Raw genomic sequence first — 18,333 nt, 5'->3', positions numbered from 1 at the left:
CGGCGCCGCCGCCGGCCGGAATGGGAACTCCGCCGGTCGAGGGAAATCGCCGGCGCGATGTGCAGACTGGCAGGAAGGAGCTGACCCATCGCGGCTTACACCACGTCGGCAGGAGCGAGCTTGCAGGCGCAGCCATCGGCCTCGATCTGCAGGGTCGGATGCTGGATGTTGAAGCGATGTGACAGCTCGGCGCAGACGCGATGCAGGAACGCATCATCCGTTCCGCCTGCCCGGACCAGATGCGCCGTCAGCGCGGTCTCGTTGGTGCTCATCGCCCAGACATGGAGGTCGTGCACCTCGCTGACGCCGTCGAGGGAGGCGAGATAATCGCGCACCTCGGGAAGCGCGATGTCGCGCGGCACGGCGTCGAGCGCCAGATTGACGCTGTCGCGGGCGAGCTCCCAGCCGCTCAACAGCACCACGAGCGCGATGACCAGGCTGACCGCCGGGTCGACCCACAGCCACCCCGTCCAGATCGTGACCAGTGCCGCGACGACCACGCCGAACGACACCGCGGCGTCGGCGGCCATGTGCAGGTAGGCGCCGCGGATGTTGAGGTCGGTGTCGCGGCCGCGCATGAACAGCAGCGCGGTGGCGCCGTTGATGGCGATGCCGAGCGCGGCGACCCACAGCACAGTGGTGCCGACCACCTCCCCCGGATTGCGCAGGCGGTCGAACGCCTCGACGGCGATGCCGCCGACGACCAGCAGCAGCAGACCGGCATTGATCAGCGCCGCCAGGATCGAGGCGCGGCGATAGCCGTAGGTATGGCGATCGGTCGGCCGCCGGCCCGACAACCACAGCGCGCCCCAGGCCAGGAGCAGCGACATCACGTCGGACAGATTGTGGACCGCGTCCGAGATCAGGGCCAGCGAATGCGCGGCGTAGCCGAAAACGAGCTCGGCGATGACGAAGCCGGTGTTGAGCGACACACCGATCGCGAAGGCCGCGCCGAAGCTCGCCGGCGCATGGCTGTGGCCGGCGTGGCCGTGGGCATGTGGGGGACCATGATCATGAGAATGGCCATGGACGTGATGATGAGAATGCGAGTGCGCCATCCAACGTGTCCCCGGGCGATCGCGCACCTCGCGATCGCCCGCTGTCTGATATAGACGGCCGCCGGACGGATACTATTACGTCGCTACTCGATCGGCCGGTTGAACTTGTTCGACTTCGGCAGGCCCTGCGCGATGCGGCCGGCGTCGGCGCGGTTGCCCCGGTAGTCGGCCAATTCCTTCCAGCTCAGGCCCTGATCGCGGCCGGCGGAATCCTTCCAGGCCAGCCCCTGCTTCTGCTCGAACGTGGTGACGTCGGACAGCTGCGCGCTGGTGTATTTCTGCAGCCGGACGCCGCGGCCACGCGCCATCTCCGGCACCTGGTCGAGCCCGAACACCACCATCTTGTGGTTGGTGCCGATGACTGCGACCTGATCGCCCGCGACGGTGGTGATCGCGCGCGCTTCCGCTGGCGCGGTCACGTTGAGCACCTGCTTGCCCTTGCGGGTGTTGCTGACGCAGTCCTCTTCCTTGACCACGAAGCCCTGGCCGTCGGAGGCCGCCACGAGGAACTTGCGCTCGCCCTTGGCGACGAACATCGACACGATCGAGGCGTCCTGGTCGAGGTCGATGAACATGCGGATCGGCTCGCCATGGCCGCGGCCACCGGGCAGCTTGCCGACGTCGAGCGAGTAGAACTTGCCATTGCTGGCGAACAACAGCACCTTCGAGGTGTTCTCGGCGAAGAACGCCTGGCCGAGCTGATCGTCGGTCTTGAACTGCAGGTTCGACAGGTCGGCGACGTGGCCCTTCAAGGTGCGCACCCAGCCCTTGTCGGAGACGACGACCGTAACCGGCTCGCGCTCGATGAAGGCCTCCTCGATGGCGGCGAGATCGTGCTCGGGCGCGTCGGCGAAATTGGTGCGGCGCTTGCCGAGCGGCGTCTTCGGCCCGAACATGTCGCGCACCGTCTTGACCTGCTCGCCGACCTTGGCCCATTGCAGCTGCTCGGATCCGAGCAGCGCATTGATGCCCTTCAGCTCGCCGCGCAGGTTCTTGTCCTCGGTGCGGATCTCCATCTCCTCGAGCTTGCGCAGAGAGCGCAGGCGCATGTTGAGGATGGCCTCGGCCTGGACCTCGGTGAGCTTGAACGTCTTCATCAGGACCGGCTTGGGCTCGTCCTCGGTGCGGATGATCCGGATCACCTCGTCGATGTTGAGGTAGGCGATCAGGTAGCCGCCGAGAATCTCCAGCCGGTTCTCGATCTGCTTCTTGCGGTAGTTCGAGCGTCGCAGCAGCACGTCGCGCAGATGGTCGAGCCATTCGCGCAGGCACTCGGCGAGACCCACCACCTTCGGGATCTTGCCCTTGATCAGCACGTTGAGGTTCAGCGGAATCTTGCTCTCGAGATCGGTGAGCCGGAACAGCGATTCCATCATCAGCGCCGGATCGACGTTCTTCGACTTCGGCTCGATCACGAGCCGCACGTCCTCGGCGGATTCGTCGCGGACGTCGCCGACCAGCGGCAGCTTCTTCTCGTTGAGCAGCTCTGCGATCTTCTCGACCAGGCGCGACTTCTGCACGAGATAGGGAATCTCGGTGATGACGACGATCCAGGTGCCGCGGTTGCCCTCCTCCTGCTTCCACTTGGCGCGGACACGGAACGAGCCGCGGCCGGTGGTGTAGGCCTCGATGATCGATTCCTTGGAGTCGATCACGGTGCCACCGGTCGGGAAGTCCGGGCCCTTCACCCAGCGCAACAGCGCGCGCGACTTGGCGTCGGGCTTCTCGATCAGATGCAACGCGGCGTCGCACAGCTCGGCGGCGTTGTGCGGCGGGATCGAGGTGGCCATGCCCACCGCGATGCCCTGCGCGCCGTTAGCAAGCAGGTTCGGGAAGCCGCCGGGCAGCACCACCGGCTCCTTCGACTGGCCGTCATAGTTCGGCCGGAACTCGACGCCGTCCTCGTCGATGCCGTCCAACAGCAGACGCGCGACGTCGGTCATGCGCGCTTCGGTGTAGCGATAGGCCGCCGGATTGTCGCCGTCGATGTTGCCGAAATTGCCCTGGCCGTCGACCAGCGGATAGCGCGAGGAAAAGTCCTGCGCGAGGCGAACCATCGCGTCGTAGATCGCCTGGTCGCCATGCGGATGGAACGAGCCCATCACGTCGCCGACGATCTTGGCGGACTTCTTGAACGCGGTACCGGGATCGAGCCGCAGCAGCCGCATGCCGTAAAGGATGCGCCGGTGGACCGGCTTGAGGCCGTCGCGCGCGTCCGGCAGCGCGCGGTGCATGATGGTCGAGAGCGCGTAGGCGAGATAGCGCTCCTCCAGCGCCTCGCGCAGCGCGACCTCGTGAATCTCCGCCGGCTCCGGCGGAATCAGTGATTTTCCCATTAGCGTTTAGCTTTCAGTGGGTTAGCCCAGGAGCTTGAGCTGGCGTGAACGATTTGGGAACAGGCTTTATGCGATGACGCGCCGGGGCGCAATGACGGCCCTGCCCGGTTCCAGAAGGAAAAAGCCGGGTGTCCGGCCGCGGAACCGCAAAGTAGCCCGCAAATCATGCAGATCACGCGCCGCAGATGCATGTGGCTCCGCTCACGGATTGAGCAGCCAACGCGGGTCCCGTTGAGGTGCAACGCTGTCGCACACGAGTCTGTGTTGCTGAGATCGTCACGCTCCGTCGCTAAGGTGGCAGCGGGCATCCTTCGTTGCGTACCGACGCGACGAGGCGCGCCATCACGCCGCGCCTTGAACGCGGCAGATTCCATCCAGTGAGAAAGGCAGACACTCCATGAGCTCAGGATTCGTGACGACATCGGACGGCACGCAGATCTTCTACAAGGATTGGGGCTCGGGCCAGCCGATCGTCTTCCACCACGGCTGGCCGCTGTCGTCCGACGACTGGGACGCGCAGATGCTGTTCTTCCTCGACAAGGGCTTTCGCGTCATCGCGCATGACCGGCGCGGTCACGGTCGCTCCAGCCAGACGGAGACCGGCAATGAGATGGACACCTATGCGGCCGATGTCGCCGCGCTCGCCGCCAAGCTCGACCTGCGAGACGCGGTCCATGTGGGCCACTCGACCGGTGGCGGCGAGGTCGCGCGCTACGTGGCGAAGCACGGCAAGGGCCGCGTCGCCAAGGCTGCCCTGCTCGGCGCGGTGCCGCCGATCATGCTGAAGACGGAGAGCAATCCCGGCGGGCTGCCGATCGAGGTGTTTGACGGCTTCCGCGCGGCGCTCGCCGCCAACCGCGCGCAATTCTTCCTCGATATTCCGACCGGCCCGTTCTACGGCTTCAATCGCAATGGCGCCAAGGTTTCCGAAGGCGTGATCCGCAACTGGTGGCGCCAGGGCATGATGGGCGGCGCCAAGGCGCATTACGATTGCATCAAGGCGTTCTCCGAAACCGACTTCACCGAGGACCTCAAGGCGATCGACGTGCCGGTGCTGCTGATGCATGGCGAGGACGACCAGATCGTTCCGATCGACGATTCCGCGCGCCTCGGCATCAAGCTGCTGAAGCATGGGACGTTGAAGACTTATGCGGGCTTCCCGCACGGCATGGCGACGACGCATGCGGACGTGATCAATGCGGACCTGCTGGCGTTCGTCAGGGGGTAGCTCGATCATTGCACTTCGCCGAATGCGCATTCCGATGCCGATGAAGCGATAGATCTCAAATCCTGCTCGTCATGGCCGGGCTTGTCCCGGCCATCCACGCAGCACTGCACACGCCGAACGACGTTGATGCCCGGGACAAGCCCGGGCACGACGAGTTCGGGGCTACCATTGATCCACTATCTCAATTTCCGCGTCGGAGACGTCGTCCTGCCTTCTCGCGACGCGCTCCGCGCCCGAGCTATCAAGATCGATTACCCTCTTCGGACAGAGGGCACAGGGAAGGCCGGACCTCGACTGAGGCCCGTGGCCCGCCTGCTCAAAAAATGCAGGCGGCAGGTACCACAGGTTCAGCCGGACGACCCGGCCCTCCCTGTGCGATGGGCTTACGAGTTATACGCAGTCTCCCCGGTGTCCGGCTTGTGAGCCACCGTCGCCCCTGGGATCATCACCCACGGACTTGGCGCCAGCATCGGGGCGCCGGGACGCTGCGATTTCGTCGTCCTGCTGGACTCGTTCGTCCGCGCGCACATGCGCGCTGCGATCCGACAGGCCACCGCTCCCCGCTTCCTACGTCTCGTGACGATCGCGATGCGCCCCTCCTGTGGAGGCGGGATGCCGGGAAACATCGTCCTGATTTGCCCGACGACACAAGGCGAGCCCCCTGCGGCAGATTGGCTCGACGGGCAATTGGCGCATGGGAGATCGCGCCATTCTGCATATCAGAAACCGGACCGGCTGAGGCTCGGCGCGACCGCGGGAACCGATGGCGCCCGAGGCGCGTTCTCTCACCATCAACGTAATGCGTACGCGATATCCACCGAAGCACGACCTGCTGGCGGGCATCTTTGCATGAAGAATTTTTCCGATGCATCCTTTTCGCCTGACGTCATCGCGCTGATGACCGAAGCCCTCAACGCGTCGGTCGCCGCGCTGCCTGAGCCGGTGAGTTCGACGAACGTGAACCTGCTTGCAGAAGCCGTGCTGCGGGCCGCCAAGGCCGGCGAGCGCGACGTCACCGCGATGCAGCGGCTCGCGCTGCTCGAACTGCAGATCATGCCGCGCATGTAGAGCGGATCACAGGCTTTCCTACAAGCGTAGAGCATTCCCAACGCGCTCACTTCCGGACCTCCTGGCTCGAGATGCGCTGCATGCGGTGCTCCTCACCATGAGGATGTGGGGTCGCGCCTGACGCGCCGCCGGCCTTCCGCGTCCATCCCCCGGCCCCTGCGCCACGTCCCACCCGTTCGCAATTGACAAATCTATTCGTCAATGTCTAACTCCCATCGCCGCCGACAGAGCGGAGCAAAACGGGGAGGATCTTCATGCGACGGCAGCTGCTCGCCTGCGCGTTCCTGGCAACGACGTCATTCATCGCGACAGGCGCTTCAGCCCAGGTTTCTGACGACGTCGTGCGGATCGGCGTGCTCACCGATCTCTCGAGCTGGGGCCGCGACAACAGCGGCCCGGGCTCGGTCGAGGCGGCGAAAATGGCGGTCGAAGAGTTCGGCCCCACCGTGCTCGGCAAGCCGATCGAGATCATCAGCGCCGATCACCAGATGAAGACCGACGTCGGAACGACGGTCGTGCGCGACTGGTTCGACAACGGCAGGGTCGACGCGGTCGTCGACATCCCCAACTCCGGTATCGCGATCGCCGTGCACAACATGGTGCGCGAGCGCAACAAGATCGCGCTGCTGTCAGGGCCCGGCGCGAGTTCGCTGACCGACGAGCTGTGCAGCCCGAACACCGTGCACTTCACCTACGACACCTATGCGCTGTCCAAAGTGACGACCTCGGCCGTGATCAGCCAGGGCGGCAAATCCTGGTACTTCATCACCGCGGACTATGCCTTCGGCCAGCAATTGGAGAAGGACGCCACGCGCTTCATCAAGGAGCTCGGCGGCACCATCCTCGGCGGCGTCAAGCATCCGACCAACACCGCCGACTTCTCCTCCTTCGCCTTGCAGGCGCAGAGCTCGAAGGCCGACGTCGTCGCCTTCGCCAATGCCGGGCAGGACACCGACAACGCCATCAAGCAGTCCGGCGAGTTCGGCCTGGTCAAGGGCGGCCAGAAGCTGGTCGGCCTGTTGATGTTCGATACCGACGTGCATGCGATCGGGCTCGAGGCCGCGCAAGGCACCTACATGACCACGGCGTCGTACTGGAACATGGACGACAACACCCGCGCCTGGTCGAAGAAGTTCTTCGCCCGCGCCAAGGTGATGCCGACGATGATCCAGACCGGCGTCTATGGCTCCGTGCTGCACTATCTCAAGGCCATCAAGGCGGCCGGTACCGACGATCCGAAGGCGGTGATGGCGAAGATGCGCGAGCTGCCGATCGAGGATACGTTTGTTCACGGCGGCAAGCTGCGCGAGGACGGCCGCGTCATCCGCGACATGTATCTGGCCCGCGTGAAGAAGCCGTCGGAATCGAAGGAGCCGTGGGACTATCTGGAGATCGTCAAGACCGTGAAGGGCGAGGATGCGTTCCGGCCGGTCTCCGAATCCAAGTGCCCGTTGCTGAAGAAGTAGGAGCGCGCGCATGAGCGGAGCAGATCACCCGGCCGGCGACACCCATGATTGCGACGTGCTGGTGGTCGGCTCCGGCTGCGCCGGGCTGTCGGCGGCGGTCACCGCCGCCCATGCCGGGCTGAAAGTCATCGTGACCGAGAAGGAGCCGCGCTTCGGCGGCACCACGGCGCGCTCGGGCGGCTGGCTGTGGATTCCCGGCACATCGCTGGCGAAGGCCTGGGGCATCGACGAGCCACCCGAGCTGGCACGCACCTATCTGCGCCATGAGGCCGGCAACAGTTTCGATGCGGCGCGCGTCGACGCGTTCCTGACCAAGGGCCCGGAGGCCGTCGACTTCTTCACCAGCAAGACGGCGCTGAAGTTCGACATGCCGCTGACCTTTCCGGACTACCACGCGGAGGCGCCGGGCGGCACCCAAGGCGGCCGCTCGATGGTGACCCGGCCATTCGACGGCCGCGAGCTTGGGCGTCACATCGAGGATCTCGGCCAGCCCCTGCCCGAGCTCACCGTGTTCGGCATGATGCTCGGCTCCGGCAAGGAGATCATCCACTTCATGCGCGCGACCAAGTCGCTGGCGTCGGCGTTCTATGTCGCCAAGCGGCTGTCGAAGCATGCGCTGGACGTGCTGCGCCATGGCCGCGGCATGACGCTGACCAACGGCAATGCGCTGGCGGGACGGCTGGCGAAGTCCGCGTTCGATCTCGGCATTCCCCTGTGGCTGTCGTCGCCGGTGGCCGAGCTGATCCGCGACGGCGAGGCCGTGCGCGGCGCCGTGGTGACGCGACAGGGCAAGCGCATCAGGGTCAATGCGCGGCTCGGCGTGGTGCTGGCCTGCGGCGGCTTCCCGCATGATGTCGAGCGGCGCAAGGCGATGTTTCCGCATGCGCCGACCGGACAGGAGCATGTGTCGCCCGGCCCGGTCGGCAACACCGGTGACGGCCTGCGGCTCGCGGAGGCCGTCGGCGGCCGGGTCGAGGACGGCCTGCCGCACGCGGCGGCCTGGGTGCCGGTCTCCGTCACCACGCGCAAGGACGGCAGCACGGGCGTGATGCCGCACTTCATCGACCGTGCCAAACCCGGCGTGATCGCAGTCACCGCGGACGGCGTGCGCTTCGCCAATGAAGGCAATTCCTACCACGACTTCGTGCAGGCGATGGTCAAGGCGGCCAAGCCCGGCCGCGAGATCGCGGCCTGGCTGATCACCGATCACCGCTCGTTGCGCCGCTACGGCCTCGGCTGCGTGCCGCCGTTCCCGATGCCGCTCGGGCACCATCTCAGCACCGGCTATCTCAAGCGCGGCACGACGCTCGCCGAGCTCGCGAGCACGACGGGCATCAATCCGCGGGGGCTCGAAGCAACCGTCGCCGCGTTCAACGCCGATGCCGCGCTGGGCCAGGATCCCACATTCGGCAAGGGCTCGCGCGCCTACAATCGCTATCAGGGCGATGCGCTGCACGGGCCGAACCCGTGTGTCGCGCCGATCAAGGACGGGCCGTTCTACGCCATCAAGATGGTGATCGGCGATCTCGGCACCTATGCCGGCATCCGCACCGATGCGCACGCCCGCGCGCTCGACGCCCAGGGCCAACCGATCGAGGGGCTCTATGCCGCCGGCAACGACATGGCGAGCATCATGGGCGGCAACTATCCTGGCGCCGGCATCACGCTGGGACCGGCGTTGACCTTCGGCTACATTGCCGGCCGGCATCTCGCCGAACGCGCTGGCCAAAGGAGCGCCTCATGAGCGACAGTCAGATGTTGGCCGGCAAGCTCGCACTGGTCACGGGGGCGGCGCATGGCAATGGCCGCGCGATCGCGCTCGGTCTCGCGGGCCGCGGCGCCGACGTCGTCATCACCGACATCGACACTGATGGTGCCGAGCGTTGCGCCGCCGAGATCCGCGAGCACGGCCGCAAGGCGTGGGCGCATCGGCTGGATGTCACCGACGCCGCCGGCTGCACCGCATTGGCGGCGCAATTGCGGGCCGAGGTCGGCGCCATCTCGATCCTCGTCAACAATGCCGGCATCATCATCCGCGAGAACATCGATTCCCCGCGCGCGGCCGCGAACTGGCAGCGCGTGCTCGACGTCAATCTCAACGGCGTGTTCAACGTCACCTACGCCTTCCTTGCCGCCTTGCGCGCGACGCGCGGCACGATCGTCAACATCGCATCCGTCGCCTCCTTCATCGGCATCAGCAACACGCTCGGCTATTCGCCGTCCAAGGGCGGCGTGAAGTCGCTGACCCAGGCGCTGGCGCGCGAGCTCGCCGCCGACGGCATCCGCGTCAACGCGATCGCGCCAGGCGTGATCGCCACCGCGATGACGGAGTCGACCCGCAACGATCCCGAGCGGCTCGCCGGCTTCATGAGCCGCACGCCGCTCGGCCGCGTCGGCCAGCCCGAGGAGCTCGCTGGCCCCGTGGCGTTCCTGGTCTCGGACATGGCGTCCTACGTCAACGGCGTGACCTTGCCGGTCGACGGCGGCTTCCTGGCGGTGTAGGCACGGCGCCGGACCAGGGGGCACAACGAGACATGGGACGAGAGAGCCGCGGCATCCAGTCGATCGAGGTCGGCGGCACCTTGCTGCAGGCACTGGCCCGCAGCGGCGAGCCGATGATGCTGCGCGACCTCGCGCGCGAGGCCGGGCTGCCGCCGGCCAAGGCACATCCCTACCTCGTCAGCTTCTCGCGCATCGGCCTGATCGAACAGGACGAAACCACCGGACGCTACGAGATCGGCCCGCTGGCGCTCGAGCTCGGCCTGATCAGCCTGCGGCGGCTGTCGGCGGTCCGGATCGCGACGCCGAAGATCGCAGCGCTCGCCGGCGCGATCGATCACGCGGTGTCGCTCGCGGTGTGGGGCACCAATGGCCCAACCGTGGTGCGGCTTGAGGAGCCGAGCCATCCGGTGCACATCGTGATGCGCGTCGGCTCGATCATGGCGCTCTTGGAGACCGCGACCGGCCGCGCGTTCGCGGCGTTCCTGCCGCCGAAGACCGTGAAGGCCGCGCTCGACACCGGCCTCGATCATCTCGGTGTCGGCTACAATCCGAAGCGCGCGCCGAAGAGCCCGAAAGTGGCGGAGATGCTGGCTGAGGTGCGCGCACAGGGCCTGGCGCGCGCCGTCGGCGATCCGCTGCCCGGCGTCAATGCCTTCGCCGCACCGGTGTTCGATCACGCCGGCCACGTCGCACTGGTCATCACCGCGATGGGCCCGGCCGGCACCTTCGACGCCGGTTGGCAGTCACCGCTGGCGACGCGGCTGCGCGCGTGTGCAGCCGAGATCTCCAAGCAGCTCGGCCACGGCATCGCGCAGCCGTGACGCTCAGGCCGCGACCGAGCGTTTCTCCGGCCACGGCTCGGCCCACGCCGGCAGCCGCATCAGGCCATCGAGCCAGCGCACGATGTTCGGAAACGACTCCATCGGCATCTCGGCCTCGCGCCAGTCGGTCGCCATCGAGGCGGCCGCGAAATCGGCGATGGTGAGCCGGTCGCAGGCGATGTGGCTGCGCGCCCGCAGATACGCATCGAGCACGGCGGCGAAGGTCTTCAGGTTGGCGACCTTGCCGACCAGCGCGGCACGGTCGGGCGCACCGAGGCCGAACGTCTTGCGGACGATGTGCTCGAAATAGAACGGTCCGACCGCCGGCGCCCAGTGGCAGTCGTTCCAGGCCAGCCAGCGCAGCACCTCGATCTGCTCCTGCGGATTGCGCGCCGGCCACATGTCGCAGCTCTCGCGGATGCAGAGGTGCGCCATGATGGCGGTCGACTCCCACAGCACGGTGTCGCCGTCGACCAGCACCGGCGCCTTCATATTCGGGTTGAGCGCGGCGAACTCCGGCGTCTTCAGGCCGCGGCTGATGTCGATGAACTCGGCGGGCACGCCGAGATGCTTGACCAGTGCGAGCACGCGGCGCGGCGCCTGGGCCTTGATCCAGTAGATCTTCATGACGGGTCTCCATCTCCTGTGCCTTGAAGACGAACGTCGCAGCACCGGATCGACAGTGACGGAGCAAAAATTCAGCGGCGGTTCCGCCGACTCCTACGGTTCCCGTAGCCGTCACATCGCGCGCACCGCCGCCCGTGCGGTGAGAATGCAACCCGGCAGGAACGTGCCCTCCAGCGAACGCTTGCCCGACGCGCCGCCGCCGCCGAAGCCGGCGGCTTCGCCGACCGCATAGAGCCCGCCGATCGGCGCACCCGTGGTGTCGAGCACCCGGCTCTGCAGATCGGTCTTGAGGCCGCCGAGGCTCTTGCGGGTGATCAGTTGCATATGAATGGCGATGTAAGGCCCGGCGCCCGGGGCCTGCAGCGGCGCAGGCTTGCAGGTGCGGAGCTTGTCGGGGCCCCATTGCCGCGCGTGCAGGATGCGGCGCAACTGATCGTCGTTGTGAAGCTTGTCGCCATTCCCAAAGTTCGCGTCGAAGGCGTCGGCGGTAGCCTGCAGCACCTCCGGCTTCACGTCGCCGGTGCCGGTCAGCGCATTCATCTTGGCGGCGAGACCGGTCAGCGCCTCGTCGACCAGGAAATGCCGGCTCTCGCGCTGCATCTGCCTGACCAGGCGATGATTGCCGAGCAGGGTCTCCTTGAGGAACATCGGCATCTGCCGGTCGCGGATGCGCGGATTGTGCTCGGCGCCGGAGATGGCGAACTCCTTGGCGGCGATGCGCCAGTTCAACAGATGCCACGTATGCGGCTTCTCCTGCGCCGCGACGCGCTGGCACAGATCATGGGTGTCGAAGCCGGTCACCAGCGGCTCGGGCCCGATGCGCTCGCCCCTGTGATTGAGCCACAGCGCCGATTTGCACGGCACCAGCGACAGGCCATGGCCCTCGAAATGCGGAAACGGATGCGGGATGCCGGCGGCGTAGTTCCACATCTCGCCGGCATGCGTGATCTCGGCGCCGAACGCCTCGGCCGCGTGGTGATGCAACTTGCCGTCGGAGAACGGATGCGCGCCATTCAGCATCGCCGCCGGCAGCGGCCGGCCCTTGATCCAGTTGGCGCGGGCCTCCGCATGGCTGCCATTGAGGCTGCCCATCGCCAGCACCGTCACCGGCGCGGCGATGCGGATTTCGGCGCCCGTCTCCTCGTTGACGGCGACCACGCCCGATACCGCGCCGGCAGCGCGATCGAGGCTGACAACGCGATGACGGTGCAGCACCGTCAGCCTGCCGCCACCGTCGGCCGCGCGCATCGCTTCGATCATTACGCGCGTGAGCCGCTGCGAGGTGCCCCAGACGATGTGATAGCGCGGCAGCGCATTACCGTCGCCGTACCGGCCGCGCTCGACCCAGTTCACTGCCGGCATGAACGTTACGCCGTGCGCCAGCAGCCAGTCGTAGACCTCGCTGCGGGAATGCGCGACGTAGTAGCGCGCCCATTGCAGCGGCCAGTGCTCGGCGGCATCGAGCTCGCCGAACCTGATCCAGTCGCGCAACGCGATCTCCGGCGTATCCGGGATCTTCATGCGCGCCTGCAACGGCGTGCCGATCAGCGCCATGCCGCCGAATGCCCACAGCGCCAGCCCGCCGAGCCGCTCGGGCGTGTCCCGGTCCACGATCGTCACCGACTTGCCGGCGCGCAGTGCCTCCAGCGCGGTGACGATGCCGGCAAGACCGCCGCCGGCGATGACAACATCGGATTGCAGCGTCGCGCTCATGTCACGGCGCGATCTTGCGCTTGAGCATCCGCGCCACCGGCAGCGGAACGCGGTCGAGCGATCCCAGGAGGTGCGGCAGGAGCTTCAGCTTGAGGCCGGTCAGCGCCGGCGGCACCATCGCCTCGATCAGATGGGGCCCCGGCCGCGCCAGCGCCCCCTGCAAGGCGCTGGTGAGTTCGTCCGGCGTGGTGACGCGGGTCGATCGCACGCCCATGCCGTCGGCGATCTGCGCGAGCTTGAGGACCGGCCCGTGCAGGTCGAGCTGCGCCCGCGCCTTCGGTCCGATCTCCTCGGCGCCGACCCGTTCCAGCTCGACGTTGAGCACCGAGTAGGAGGCGTTGTTGAAGATGATGGCGGTGACGTTGAGCCGCTCGCGCGCGATCGTCCACAGCGACTGGATCGTGTACATCGAGCTGCCGTCGCCGATCAGCGCGATCACCGGCCGGTCGGGACAGGCGATCGCCGCCCCGATCGCATTCGGCAGCCCCTGCCCGATGGCGCCGCCGGTCAAAGTGATCAGATCGTGGCGCGGCGCGCCCGCGGTGAATTTCGACAGCATCAGGCCGGAGCTGATCGCCTCGTCGATGATGATGGCGTTCTCGGGCAGGAGGTGACCAACGGCCTTGCAGACCTTTTCCGCGGTCAGCTTCTTGCCGCGCGGACGCCCGGGCCGCGAGGCCGGCGACAATGCCGGCGTGGCGCGCCCGGCCTCCAGGGCGGCGGCAAGCCTGGTCAGGCTGCACGCGGCGTGCTGCGCCGGCGTCGACAAGGTCAGCACCTTGCAGCCGTCATGCGGCAGATAGCTCTTCTTGCCGGGATAGGCGAAGAACGACACCGGCGCCTTGGCGTCGACCAGGATCAGGGTGTCGATCTCCTTGAGCTGGATCTGCGCCATCTCGGCGAGATAGGCGATCCGCTCGACGGCCGGCAGGCCCGCTCCACGCTGCATGCGTGTCGGAAACGTTTCGGCATAGACTTTCACACCGCAGGTCGCGGCGATGCGCGCGGCCGCCAGCAGCGACTCCTCGTGCAGCGCCGTGCCTCCGAGTAGAAAAGCGCTGCGGCCGCCCGCCCTGATCGCCTCGGCGACGGCCTGCACGGTCGCATCGTCCGCAGGCGCCGGCGGCTCGATCACCGGCGCCGGCTCGGCGACGCCGCCCTCACCCCAGGACACGTCGGCCGGCAGGATCAGCGTCGCGACCTGTCCGGGCCAGGAGCACGCCGCCTTCACGGCCGCCACCGCATCGCGGCACAGCTCCGACGTCACCTGCGAGGTCCAGACGAATTCCGGCGAGACGTTGCGCGCGACGGTCTCGATATCGGACTGGAGCTGCGCGTCATACGGGACATGATAGGTGGCGTGGTCGCCGACGATGTTGACGACGGGCACCTTGCCCTTGCGCGCATTGTGCAGATTGGCGAGGCCGTTGCCGAGGCCGCAACCGAGATGCAGCAGCGTTGCCGCGGGCGTGCCGGTCATCCGGGCGTAGCCGTCCGCCGCACCGGTCGCCACCCCTTCGAACAGGCACAGCACGGCGCGCATCTCCGGCGCGGAGTCCAGCGCCGCGACGAAATGCATCTCGGAGGTGCCAGGATTGGTGAAGCAGACCCGAATGCCGGAATTGACCAGGGTCCGTATCAGAGCTTGTGCGCCGTTGGGCATGAGAAAAGCCTGTTGCGGGGAAACTGCCGCAGCTCGGGGCGACTTGGCCGGCCCCGCCATGGCATTTCCCCTGTTTGTATTTGTGCCATTTTGGAATTGACGGTCTCAGAAATCCAATGAATTGTTATGCTTTGATCAATGAGCTGGGATCATCGATGCACACACCAACGTTGCGTCAGTTGCAGCAGCTGGTCTACCTCGCGGAAGAGCGGCATTTCGCCCGGGCCGCCAAGCGCGCCCATGTCACCCAGTCGGCGCTGAGCCGCAGCCTGCAGACCCTGGAGGACGAAGCGGGGATGCGGCTGTTCGACCGCAGCTCGCGCTCGGTGGAGATCACGGCGGTCGGCGAACGGCTGGTGGCGCGGGCCCGCTCGCTGTTGTCGGGCGCCGACGATCTCGGCCGCGAGATGCGGCTGTTGCGCTCGGGCGATGCCGGCCAGGTGACGGTGGGCGTCGGCGCGTTCACGGGCCTAGTGCTGCTGCCGGATGCGATGGCGCAGCTGTATGCCGAGCATCCATCCGTGCGCATCAAGCTGGTGCAGGACAATTGGCGCGCCCTGATGGACGTGCTGCAACAAGGCAAGCTCGATTTCTTCCTGGCGCACATCACCGACATCAGGACCGACGACAGCCTGGACCTCGAGCCGCTCGGAAGCCTTCCCGGCTACTTCTACTGCCGGCCGACCCATCCGTTGGCGGGGCGACGGGAGCTGTCGGCGCGCGATCTGGCCGGCCAGCACTTCGCCTCCGTCGCGCTGCCGCCGGACTTCAGCCGGCGGCTGGACGACCTGATCGCCGCGCCACGGGGACGCGGTTTCAATGTCGCCCTCGAATCCGAGAACGCCGGCCTGCTGGTGCAAATGGCGGTCCGCTCGGACGTCGTGCTCGTCGCGGGGGATGCGGTCGTCACCCACGAGCTGGCCTCCGGTCAGCTGGTCCGGCTCAATGTGGCCGAGCTGAAAGAGCCGCGCGCATCCGACCTGCTGCTGGCGCAGTTCGGCATCCTGCGCCTAAAGGGCCGCACCCTGTCGCCGGCGGCGATGATGCTGATGGACATGGTGCGCGCGCAAGCCGCGCAAATGCTGACCGGACCGCGCCGGCCGCCGGCTCCGCGCGCCGCACGCAACGCGCATCGATCTCGGCCGAGATCACGCAAGAAGCCGGGTGCACCCCAGCGCAACCGGTCGCGAAGTCATACCAGGAGCAAAGCCTGACCGGGGCGTGGCCCTGCGCCATCATCCGACGGCCGCGCGGCGCGACATCTCCTCCAGAACCCGCATTGCCTGCTCTGCCTGCGCTTCGGGTACGAACAGGTGATCATGATGAAAGGCCGAGACCGCGTTGACACTGATGCCAGCAGCAGCCAGCGCCGCTGTCACCCTGGCGAGGAAGCCCACCGCGTCGAGCGCTGATAGCACCGACAGCGTGATCAGGCGCGAGGTGAAGCGATACGCCAGCCCTGCCCGTTCGGCGTCCTCGCGCCGGACGATGAGAGTGTCACCCTCGCGCTCCCGGAACAGCATCAGCGGCGACAGCATCGCGGCCATCGCATCGCTGGCGCTGAGCGTGCAGAACACGAAGACGCCATCCTGCAGCTCCGGCGACATCGTGCGCAGCAGCGTGTCGAGATCGCGCTCGCCGGACATCGGAGCTCGTCAGGACCCGGCGAGGCGCGCACGGTCGTGCGGCGCGGTGAAATCCTGCCGCGGCCCGACCGGGACGATGCCGGTCGGATTGATGGTGCGATGGCTCTCGTAGTAGTGCCGCTTGATGTGCTCAAAATTCACTGTCGCGGCGATCCCCGGCCATTGGTAGAGATCGCGCGTGTAGGCTGAAAGATGCCGATAGTCGGCGATGCGGCGGATGTTGCACTTGAAGTGGCCGACATAGACGGCATCGAAGCGGATCAGCGTCGTGAACAGCCGGATGTCGGCCTCGGTCATGGTGTCGCCGAGCAGGAAGCGGCGCGCCGACAGCCGCTCCTCCAGCCAGTCGAGCGTGGCGAACAGCGGGCCGATCGCCTCCTCATAGGCGGATTGCGTGGTCGCGAAGCCGCATTTGTAGACGCCGTTGTTCAGCGTATCGTAGACGCGCGCATTGATGGCGTCGATCTCATCGCGCTGGGCTTGCGGATAATAGTCGCCTTGCCTGGCGCCGACGCCGTCGAACGCCGAGTTCAGCATGCGGATGATCTCTGACGACTCGTTGTTGACGATGGTGCGGTTTTGCTTGTCCCAGAGCACGGGCACGGTGACGCGGCCGGAATAACGCGGCTCCGCGGCGGTGTAGACCTGATGCAGAAGGCCGGCGTGATTGACGCTGTCGGCCACGACGCCCGGACCCTCGGCAAACGTCCAGCCCTGCTCGCGCATCAGCCAGTGCACGACCGATACCGAAATCATGTCATCGAGCCCCTTCAGCGCGCGCATGATCAGGGTGCGGTGAGCCCACGGGCAGGCCAGGCTGACATAGAGATGATAGCGGCCCGCTTCGGCCTCGAAGCCGCCGGTGCCGGATGGGCCCGGACGGCCGTCAGCCGTGATGAAGCTGCGGAACGCCGAATCCTTGCGGATGAAACGGCCGCCGGACGCCGCCGTGTCGTACCAGACGTCGTGCCATTGGCCGTCGACCAGGACTCCCATGACGCTCTCCTCTCACACCGTGGCCTGTGCGCAGGACTGCAACCTGCAGCCCCTTCGCCTGGGCCCTTACGTGACAGGAGTACACGTCACCCCGCCGCTGCGCCAGCAGAGAGCACGCTCCGAGAAGACGGCTCCGCCGAACACGCGGTCACGACTGGAACGGGATGGTGCGCCCCGGCTGCGCCGCCTGTTCCCGCGTATAGGAGACGCCGTGCACCTTCACGCCCGCGGCATTCAACAGCGTGATGATGCCGCCCCGGTTCGACAGCGCGACCGGCGCGACGATGGGCACCACCAGGGTGGCGCCGCGCCCGATCATGCCGCTCAGTTGCATGGCGTTCTTCTGCTTGTCCTTGATCTGCCAGCCGGTGAGATCGACGTCGACATCGGCGGTGTTCAGCAGCGTGACCGTCTCGTGCTCCGGCGTGCGCACGTCGTTGACATAGGCCGCGATGATCCGCACCAGCCCGTCGGGCACGTCGAGCGGCGGAATGTGGTCGCGGTCGGGAGGCGTATGCGGCGCGTTCGGGTAATCGGGATCGGGCGGAAGGATGACCCCTCCGCTGGCATCGTCCGAATGCCAGGCCTGGGTCTGGAATTTCAGGAAGATGGCGACCCATTGCTGCTGGTCGGGAAACTCGAAGAGCAGTCCGCCATCCTGCCAGGGACCGTTGTCCTTGGCATATTGGCCGGGCGGATTGCCCTGGTTGAAATGGATGTCGTGGATACCGCGGCCGGGCTTGAAGCCGAAATAGCGGTCCGCCTTCTCCTCCGGTCCCCATGCGACGCCGAAGGCATAGATGAGAGCCGTCTCGTCGGACATGGCGCGCTGAACGTAGGCGTCGATCTTCTCGTTGAGATCGTTGTCGGGGCCCGCGGCCGACAGCGGCAGCGGCTTCAGCTCCCATGGCTGCATCAGATTGCCCCGGATGAAATCGAGCGCCACGCCGCCGGGCTTGCTCTCCAACGGATGCAGCCCTTCCGAAAACGCCTTCAGGTCGTCGACGATTGGATGTTCGAAGCGCGAGCGGACCAGGAATTCGACCTCGCTGCCATCCTGGGAGCGGACATTGATGGCGATCCGATAGAGCTCACCGCCGGCCGAGACCTGCACCTGATAGTGCGGACTGCTTCCCGTCGCCAGACGATTGTTGATGGGCCGACCCTTGAGAAGCGAATAGTCATTCAATGGCATGGTCGTCTCCAACT

General features: G+C 66.8%; 15 protein-coding genes. 7 read left to right on the top strand and 8 right to left on the bottom strand.

Translation table 11 applies throughout. The features are described from left to right. Positions 1–95: 95 nt before the first annotated feature. A complete protein-coding gene (locus tag QX048_RS05700; RefSeq protein WP_315752928.1) occupies positions 96–1,058 on the bottom strand; it encodes a cation diffusion facilitator family transporter in 963 nt (320 codons plus the stop codon). 83 nt (positions 1,059–1,141) lie between these two features. Next, on the bottom strand, positions 1,142–3,394 hold the full coding sequence (parC, locus tag QX048_RS05695; protein ID WP_315752929.1) for a DNA topoisomerase IV subunit A: 2,253 nt from the start codon (positions 3,392–3,394) through the stop codon (positions 1,142–1,144). A gap of 397 nt (positions 3,395–3,791) precedes the next feature. Between parC and QX048_RS05690 the strand changes: the two genes are divergently transcribed. The 6 genes from QX048_RS05690 (at position 3,792) to QX048_RS05665 (ending at position 10,479) form a co-directional block, all read left to right on the top strand. Continuing rightward, complete coding sequence (locus tag QX048_RS05690) at positions 3,792–4,622, top strand: alpha/beta hydrolase (protein WP_315827213.1); 831 nt, start codon at positions 3,792–3,794, stop codon at positions 4,620–4,622. 612 nt (positions 4,623–5,234) lie between these two features. Further along, a complete protein-coding gene (locus QX048_RS35215; RefSeq protein ID WP_409999253.1) occupies positions 5,235–5,690 on the top strand; it encodes a hypothetical protein in 456 nt (151 codons plus the stop codon). Between the two features lie 254 nt (positions 5,691–5,944). Then, positions 5,945–7,156, top strand: coding sequence for an ABC transporter substrate-binding protein (locus tag QX048_RS05680; protein WP_315752931.1), 1,212 nt, complete (start codon positions 5,945–5,947; stop codon positions 7,154–7,156). Between the two features lie 10 nt (positions 7,157–7,166). Further along, positions 7,167–8,900, top strand: coding sequence for an FAD-dependent oxidoreductase (locus tag QX048_RS05675; protein ID WP_315827214.1), 1,734 nt, complete (start codon positions 7,167–7,169; stop codon positions 8,898–8,900). Further along, on the top strand, positions 8,897–9,658 hold the full coding sequence (locus tag QX048_RS05670) for a glucose 1-dehydrogenase (RefSeq protein ID WP_315752933.1): 762 nt from the start codon (positions 8,897–8,899) through the stop codon (positions 9,656–9,658). The genes QX048_RS05675 and QX048_RS05670 overlap by 4 nt, the downstream gene beginning before the upstream one ends. A gap of 32 nt (positions 9,659–9,690) precedes the next feature. After that, a complete protein-coding gene (locus QX048_RS05665) occupies positions 9,691–10,479 on the top strand; it encodes an IclR family transcriptional regulator (protein WP_315827215.1) in 789 nt (262 codons plus the stop codon). 3 nt (positions 10,480–10,482) lie between these two features. Here QX048_RS05665 and QX048_RS05660 read toward each other — a convergent pair whose 3' ends face one another. The 3 genes from QX048_RS05660 to QX048_RS05650 form a co-directional block, all read right to left on the bottom strand. Beyond that, on the bottom strand, positions 10,483–11,106 hold the full coding sequence (locus tag QX048_RS05660) for a glutathione S-transferase family protein (RefSeq protein ID WP_315827216.1): 624 nt from the start codon (positions 11,104–11,106) through the stop codon (positions 10,483–10,485). Between the two features lie 111 nt (positions 11,107–11,217). After that, positions 11,218–12,819: an FAD-binding protein gene (locus QX048_RS05655; protein WP_316159548.1), complete on the bottom strand. Its 1,602-nt coding sequence runs from the start codon at positions 12,817–12,819 to the stop codon at positions 11,218–11,220. A gap of 1 nt (position 12,820) precedes the next feature. After that, entirely contained in the window at positions 12,821–14,482 is a 1,662-nt protein-coding gene (locus QX048_RS05650; RefSeq protein ID WP_315711412.1) for an acetolactate synthase large subunit, read from the bottom strand. Positions 14,483–14,637: 155 nt separating this feature from the next. Between QX048_RS05650 and QX048_RS05645 the strand changes: the two genes are divergently transcribed. After that, on the top strand, positions 14,638–15,696 hold the full coding sequence (locus QX048_RS05645) for a LysR family transcriptional regulator (RefSeq protein ID WP_315827218.1): 1,059 nt from the start codon (positions 14,638–14,640) through the stop codon (positions 15,694–15,696). 21 nt (positions 15,697–15,717) lie between these two features. Here QX048_RS05645 and QX048_RS05640 read toward each other — a convergent pair whose 3' ends face one another. The 3 genes from QX048_RS05640 to QX048_RS05630 all read right to left on the bottom strand — a co-directional run bounded on the left by QX048_RS05640 (position 15,718) and on the right by QX048_RS05630 (position 18,319). After that, on the bottom strand, positions 15,718–16,128 hold the full coding sequence (locus QX048_RS05640; protein ID WP_315827219.1) for an ACT domain-containing protein: 411 nt from the start codon (positions 16,126–16,128) through the stop codon (positions 15,718–15,720). 9 nt (positions 16,129–16,137) lie between these two features. Then, the gene (locus QX048_RS05635; RefSeq protein ID WP_315827220.1) at positions 16,138–17,124 is read right to left on the bottom strand and encodes a glutathione S-transferase family protein; all 987 of its coding nucleotides are present in this window, start codon (positions 17,122–17,124) and stop codon (positions 16,138–16,140) included. A 148-nt stretch (positions 17,125–17,272) separates the two neighbouring features. Beyond that, a complete protein-coding gene (locus tag QX048_RS05630; RefSeq protein ID WP_315827221.1) occupies positions 17,273–18,319 on the bottom strand; it encodes a DUF2278 family protein in 1,047 nt (348 codons plus the stop codon). Positions 18,320–18,333 lie beyond the last annotated feature (14 nt).

It is taken from the genome of Bradyrhizobium sp. SZCCHNS30572 (assembly GCF_032484415.1).
Taxonomy (GTDB): Bacteria; Pseudomonadota; Alphaproteobacteria; order Rhizobiales; family Xanthobacteraceae; genus Bradyrhizobium.
The sequence above is the reverse complement of the archived record's forward strand: the minus strand, read 5'-3'. Positions and strand labels throughout refer to the sequence as shown.

What these genes read in the sequence shown, in the direction of transcription:
- QX048_RS05700 (WP_315752928.1), bottom strand. Translation starts at nt 1,058, where the DNA reads ATGGCGCACTCGCATTCTCATCATCACGTCCATGGCCATTCTCATGAT.
- parC (WP_315752929.1), bottom strand. Translation starts at nt 3,394, where the DNA reads ATGGGAAAATCACTGATTCCGCCGGAGCCGGCGGAGATTCACGAGGTC.
- QX048_RS05690 (WP_315827213.1), top strand. Translation starts at nt 3,792, where the DNA reads ATGAGCTCAGGATTCGTGACGACATCGGACGGCACGCAGATCTTCTAC.
- QX048_RS35215 (WP_409999253.1), top strand. Translation starts at nt 5,235, where the DNA reads ATGCCGGGAAACATCGTCCTGATTTGCCCGACGACACAAGGCGAGCCC.
- QX048_RS05680 (WP_315752931.1), top strand. Translation starts at nt 5,945, where the DNA reads ATGCGACGGCAGCTGCTCGCCTGCGCGTTCCTGGCAACGACGTCATTC.
- QX048_RS05675 (WP_315827214.1), top strand. Translation starts at nt 7,167, where the DNA reads ATGAGCGGAGCAGATCACCCGGCCGGCGACACCCATGATTGCGACGTG.
- QX048_RS05670 (WP_315752933.1), top strand. Translation starts at nt 8,897, where the DNA reads ATGAGCGACAGTCAGATGTTGGCCGGCAAGCTCGCACTGGTCACGGGG.
- QX048_RS05665 (WP_315827215.1), top strand. Translation starts at nt 9,691, where the DNA reads ATGGGACGAGAGAGCCGCGGCATCCAGTCGATCGAGGTCGGCGGCACC.
- QX048_RS05660 (WP_315827216.1), bottom strand. Translation starts at nt 11,106, where the DNA reads ATGAAGATCTACTGGATCAAGGCCCAGGCGCCGCGCCGCGTGCTCGCA.
- QX048_RS05655 (WP_316159548.1), bottom strand. Translation starts at nt 12,819, where the DNA reads ATGAGCGCGACGCTGCAATCCGATGTTGTCATCGCCGGCGGCGGTCTT.
- QX048_RS05650 (WP_315711412.1), bottom strand. Translation starts at nt 14,482, where the DNA reads ATGCCCAACGGCGCACAAGCTCTGATACGGACCCTGGTCAATTCCGGC.
- QX048_RS05645 (WP_315827218.1), top strand. Translation starts at nt 14,638, where the DNA reads ATGCACACACCAACGTTGCGTCAGTTGCAGCAGCTGGTCTACCTCGCG.
- QX048_RS05640 (WP_315827219.1), bottom strand. Translation starts at nt 16,128, where the DNA reads ATGTCCGGCGAGCGCGATCTCGACACGCTGCTGCGCACGATGTCGCCG.
- QX048_RS05635 (WP_315827220.1), bottom strand. Translation starts at nt 17,124, where the DNA reads ATGGGAGTCCTGGTCGACGGCCAATGGCACGACGTCTGGTACGACACG.
- QX048_RS05630 (WP_315827221.1), bottom strand. Translation starts at nt 18,319, where the DNA reads ATGCCATTGAATGACTATTCGCTTCTCAAGGGTCGGCCCATCAACAAT.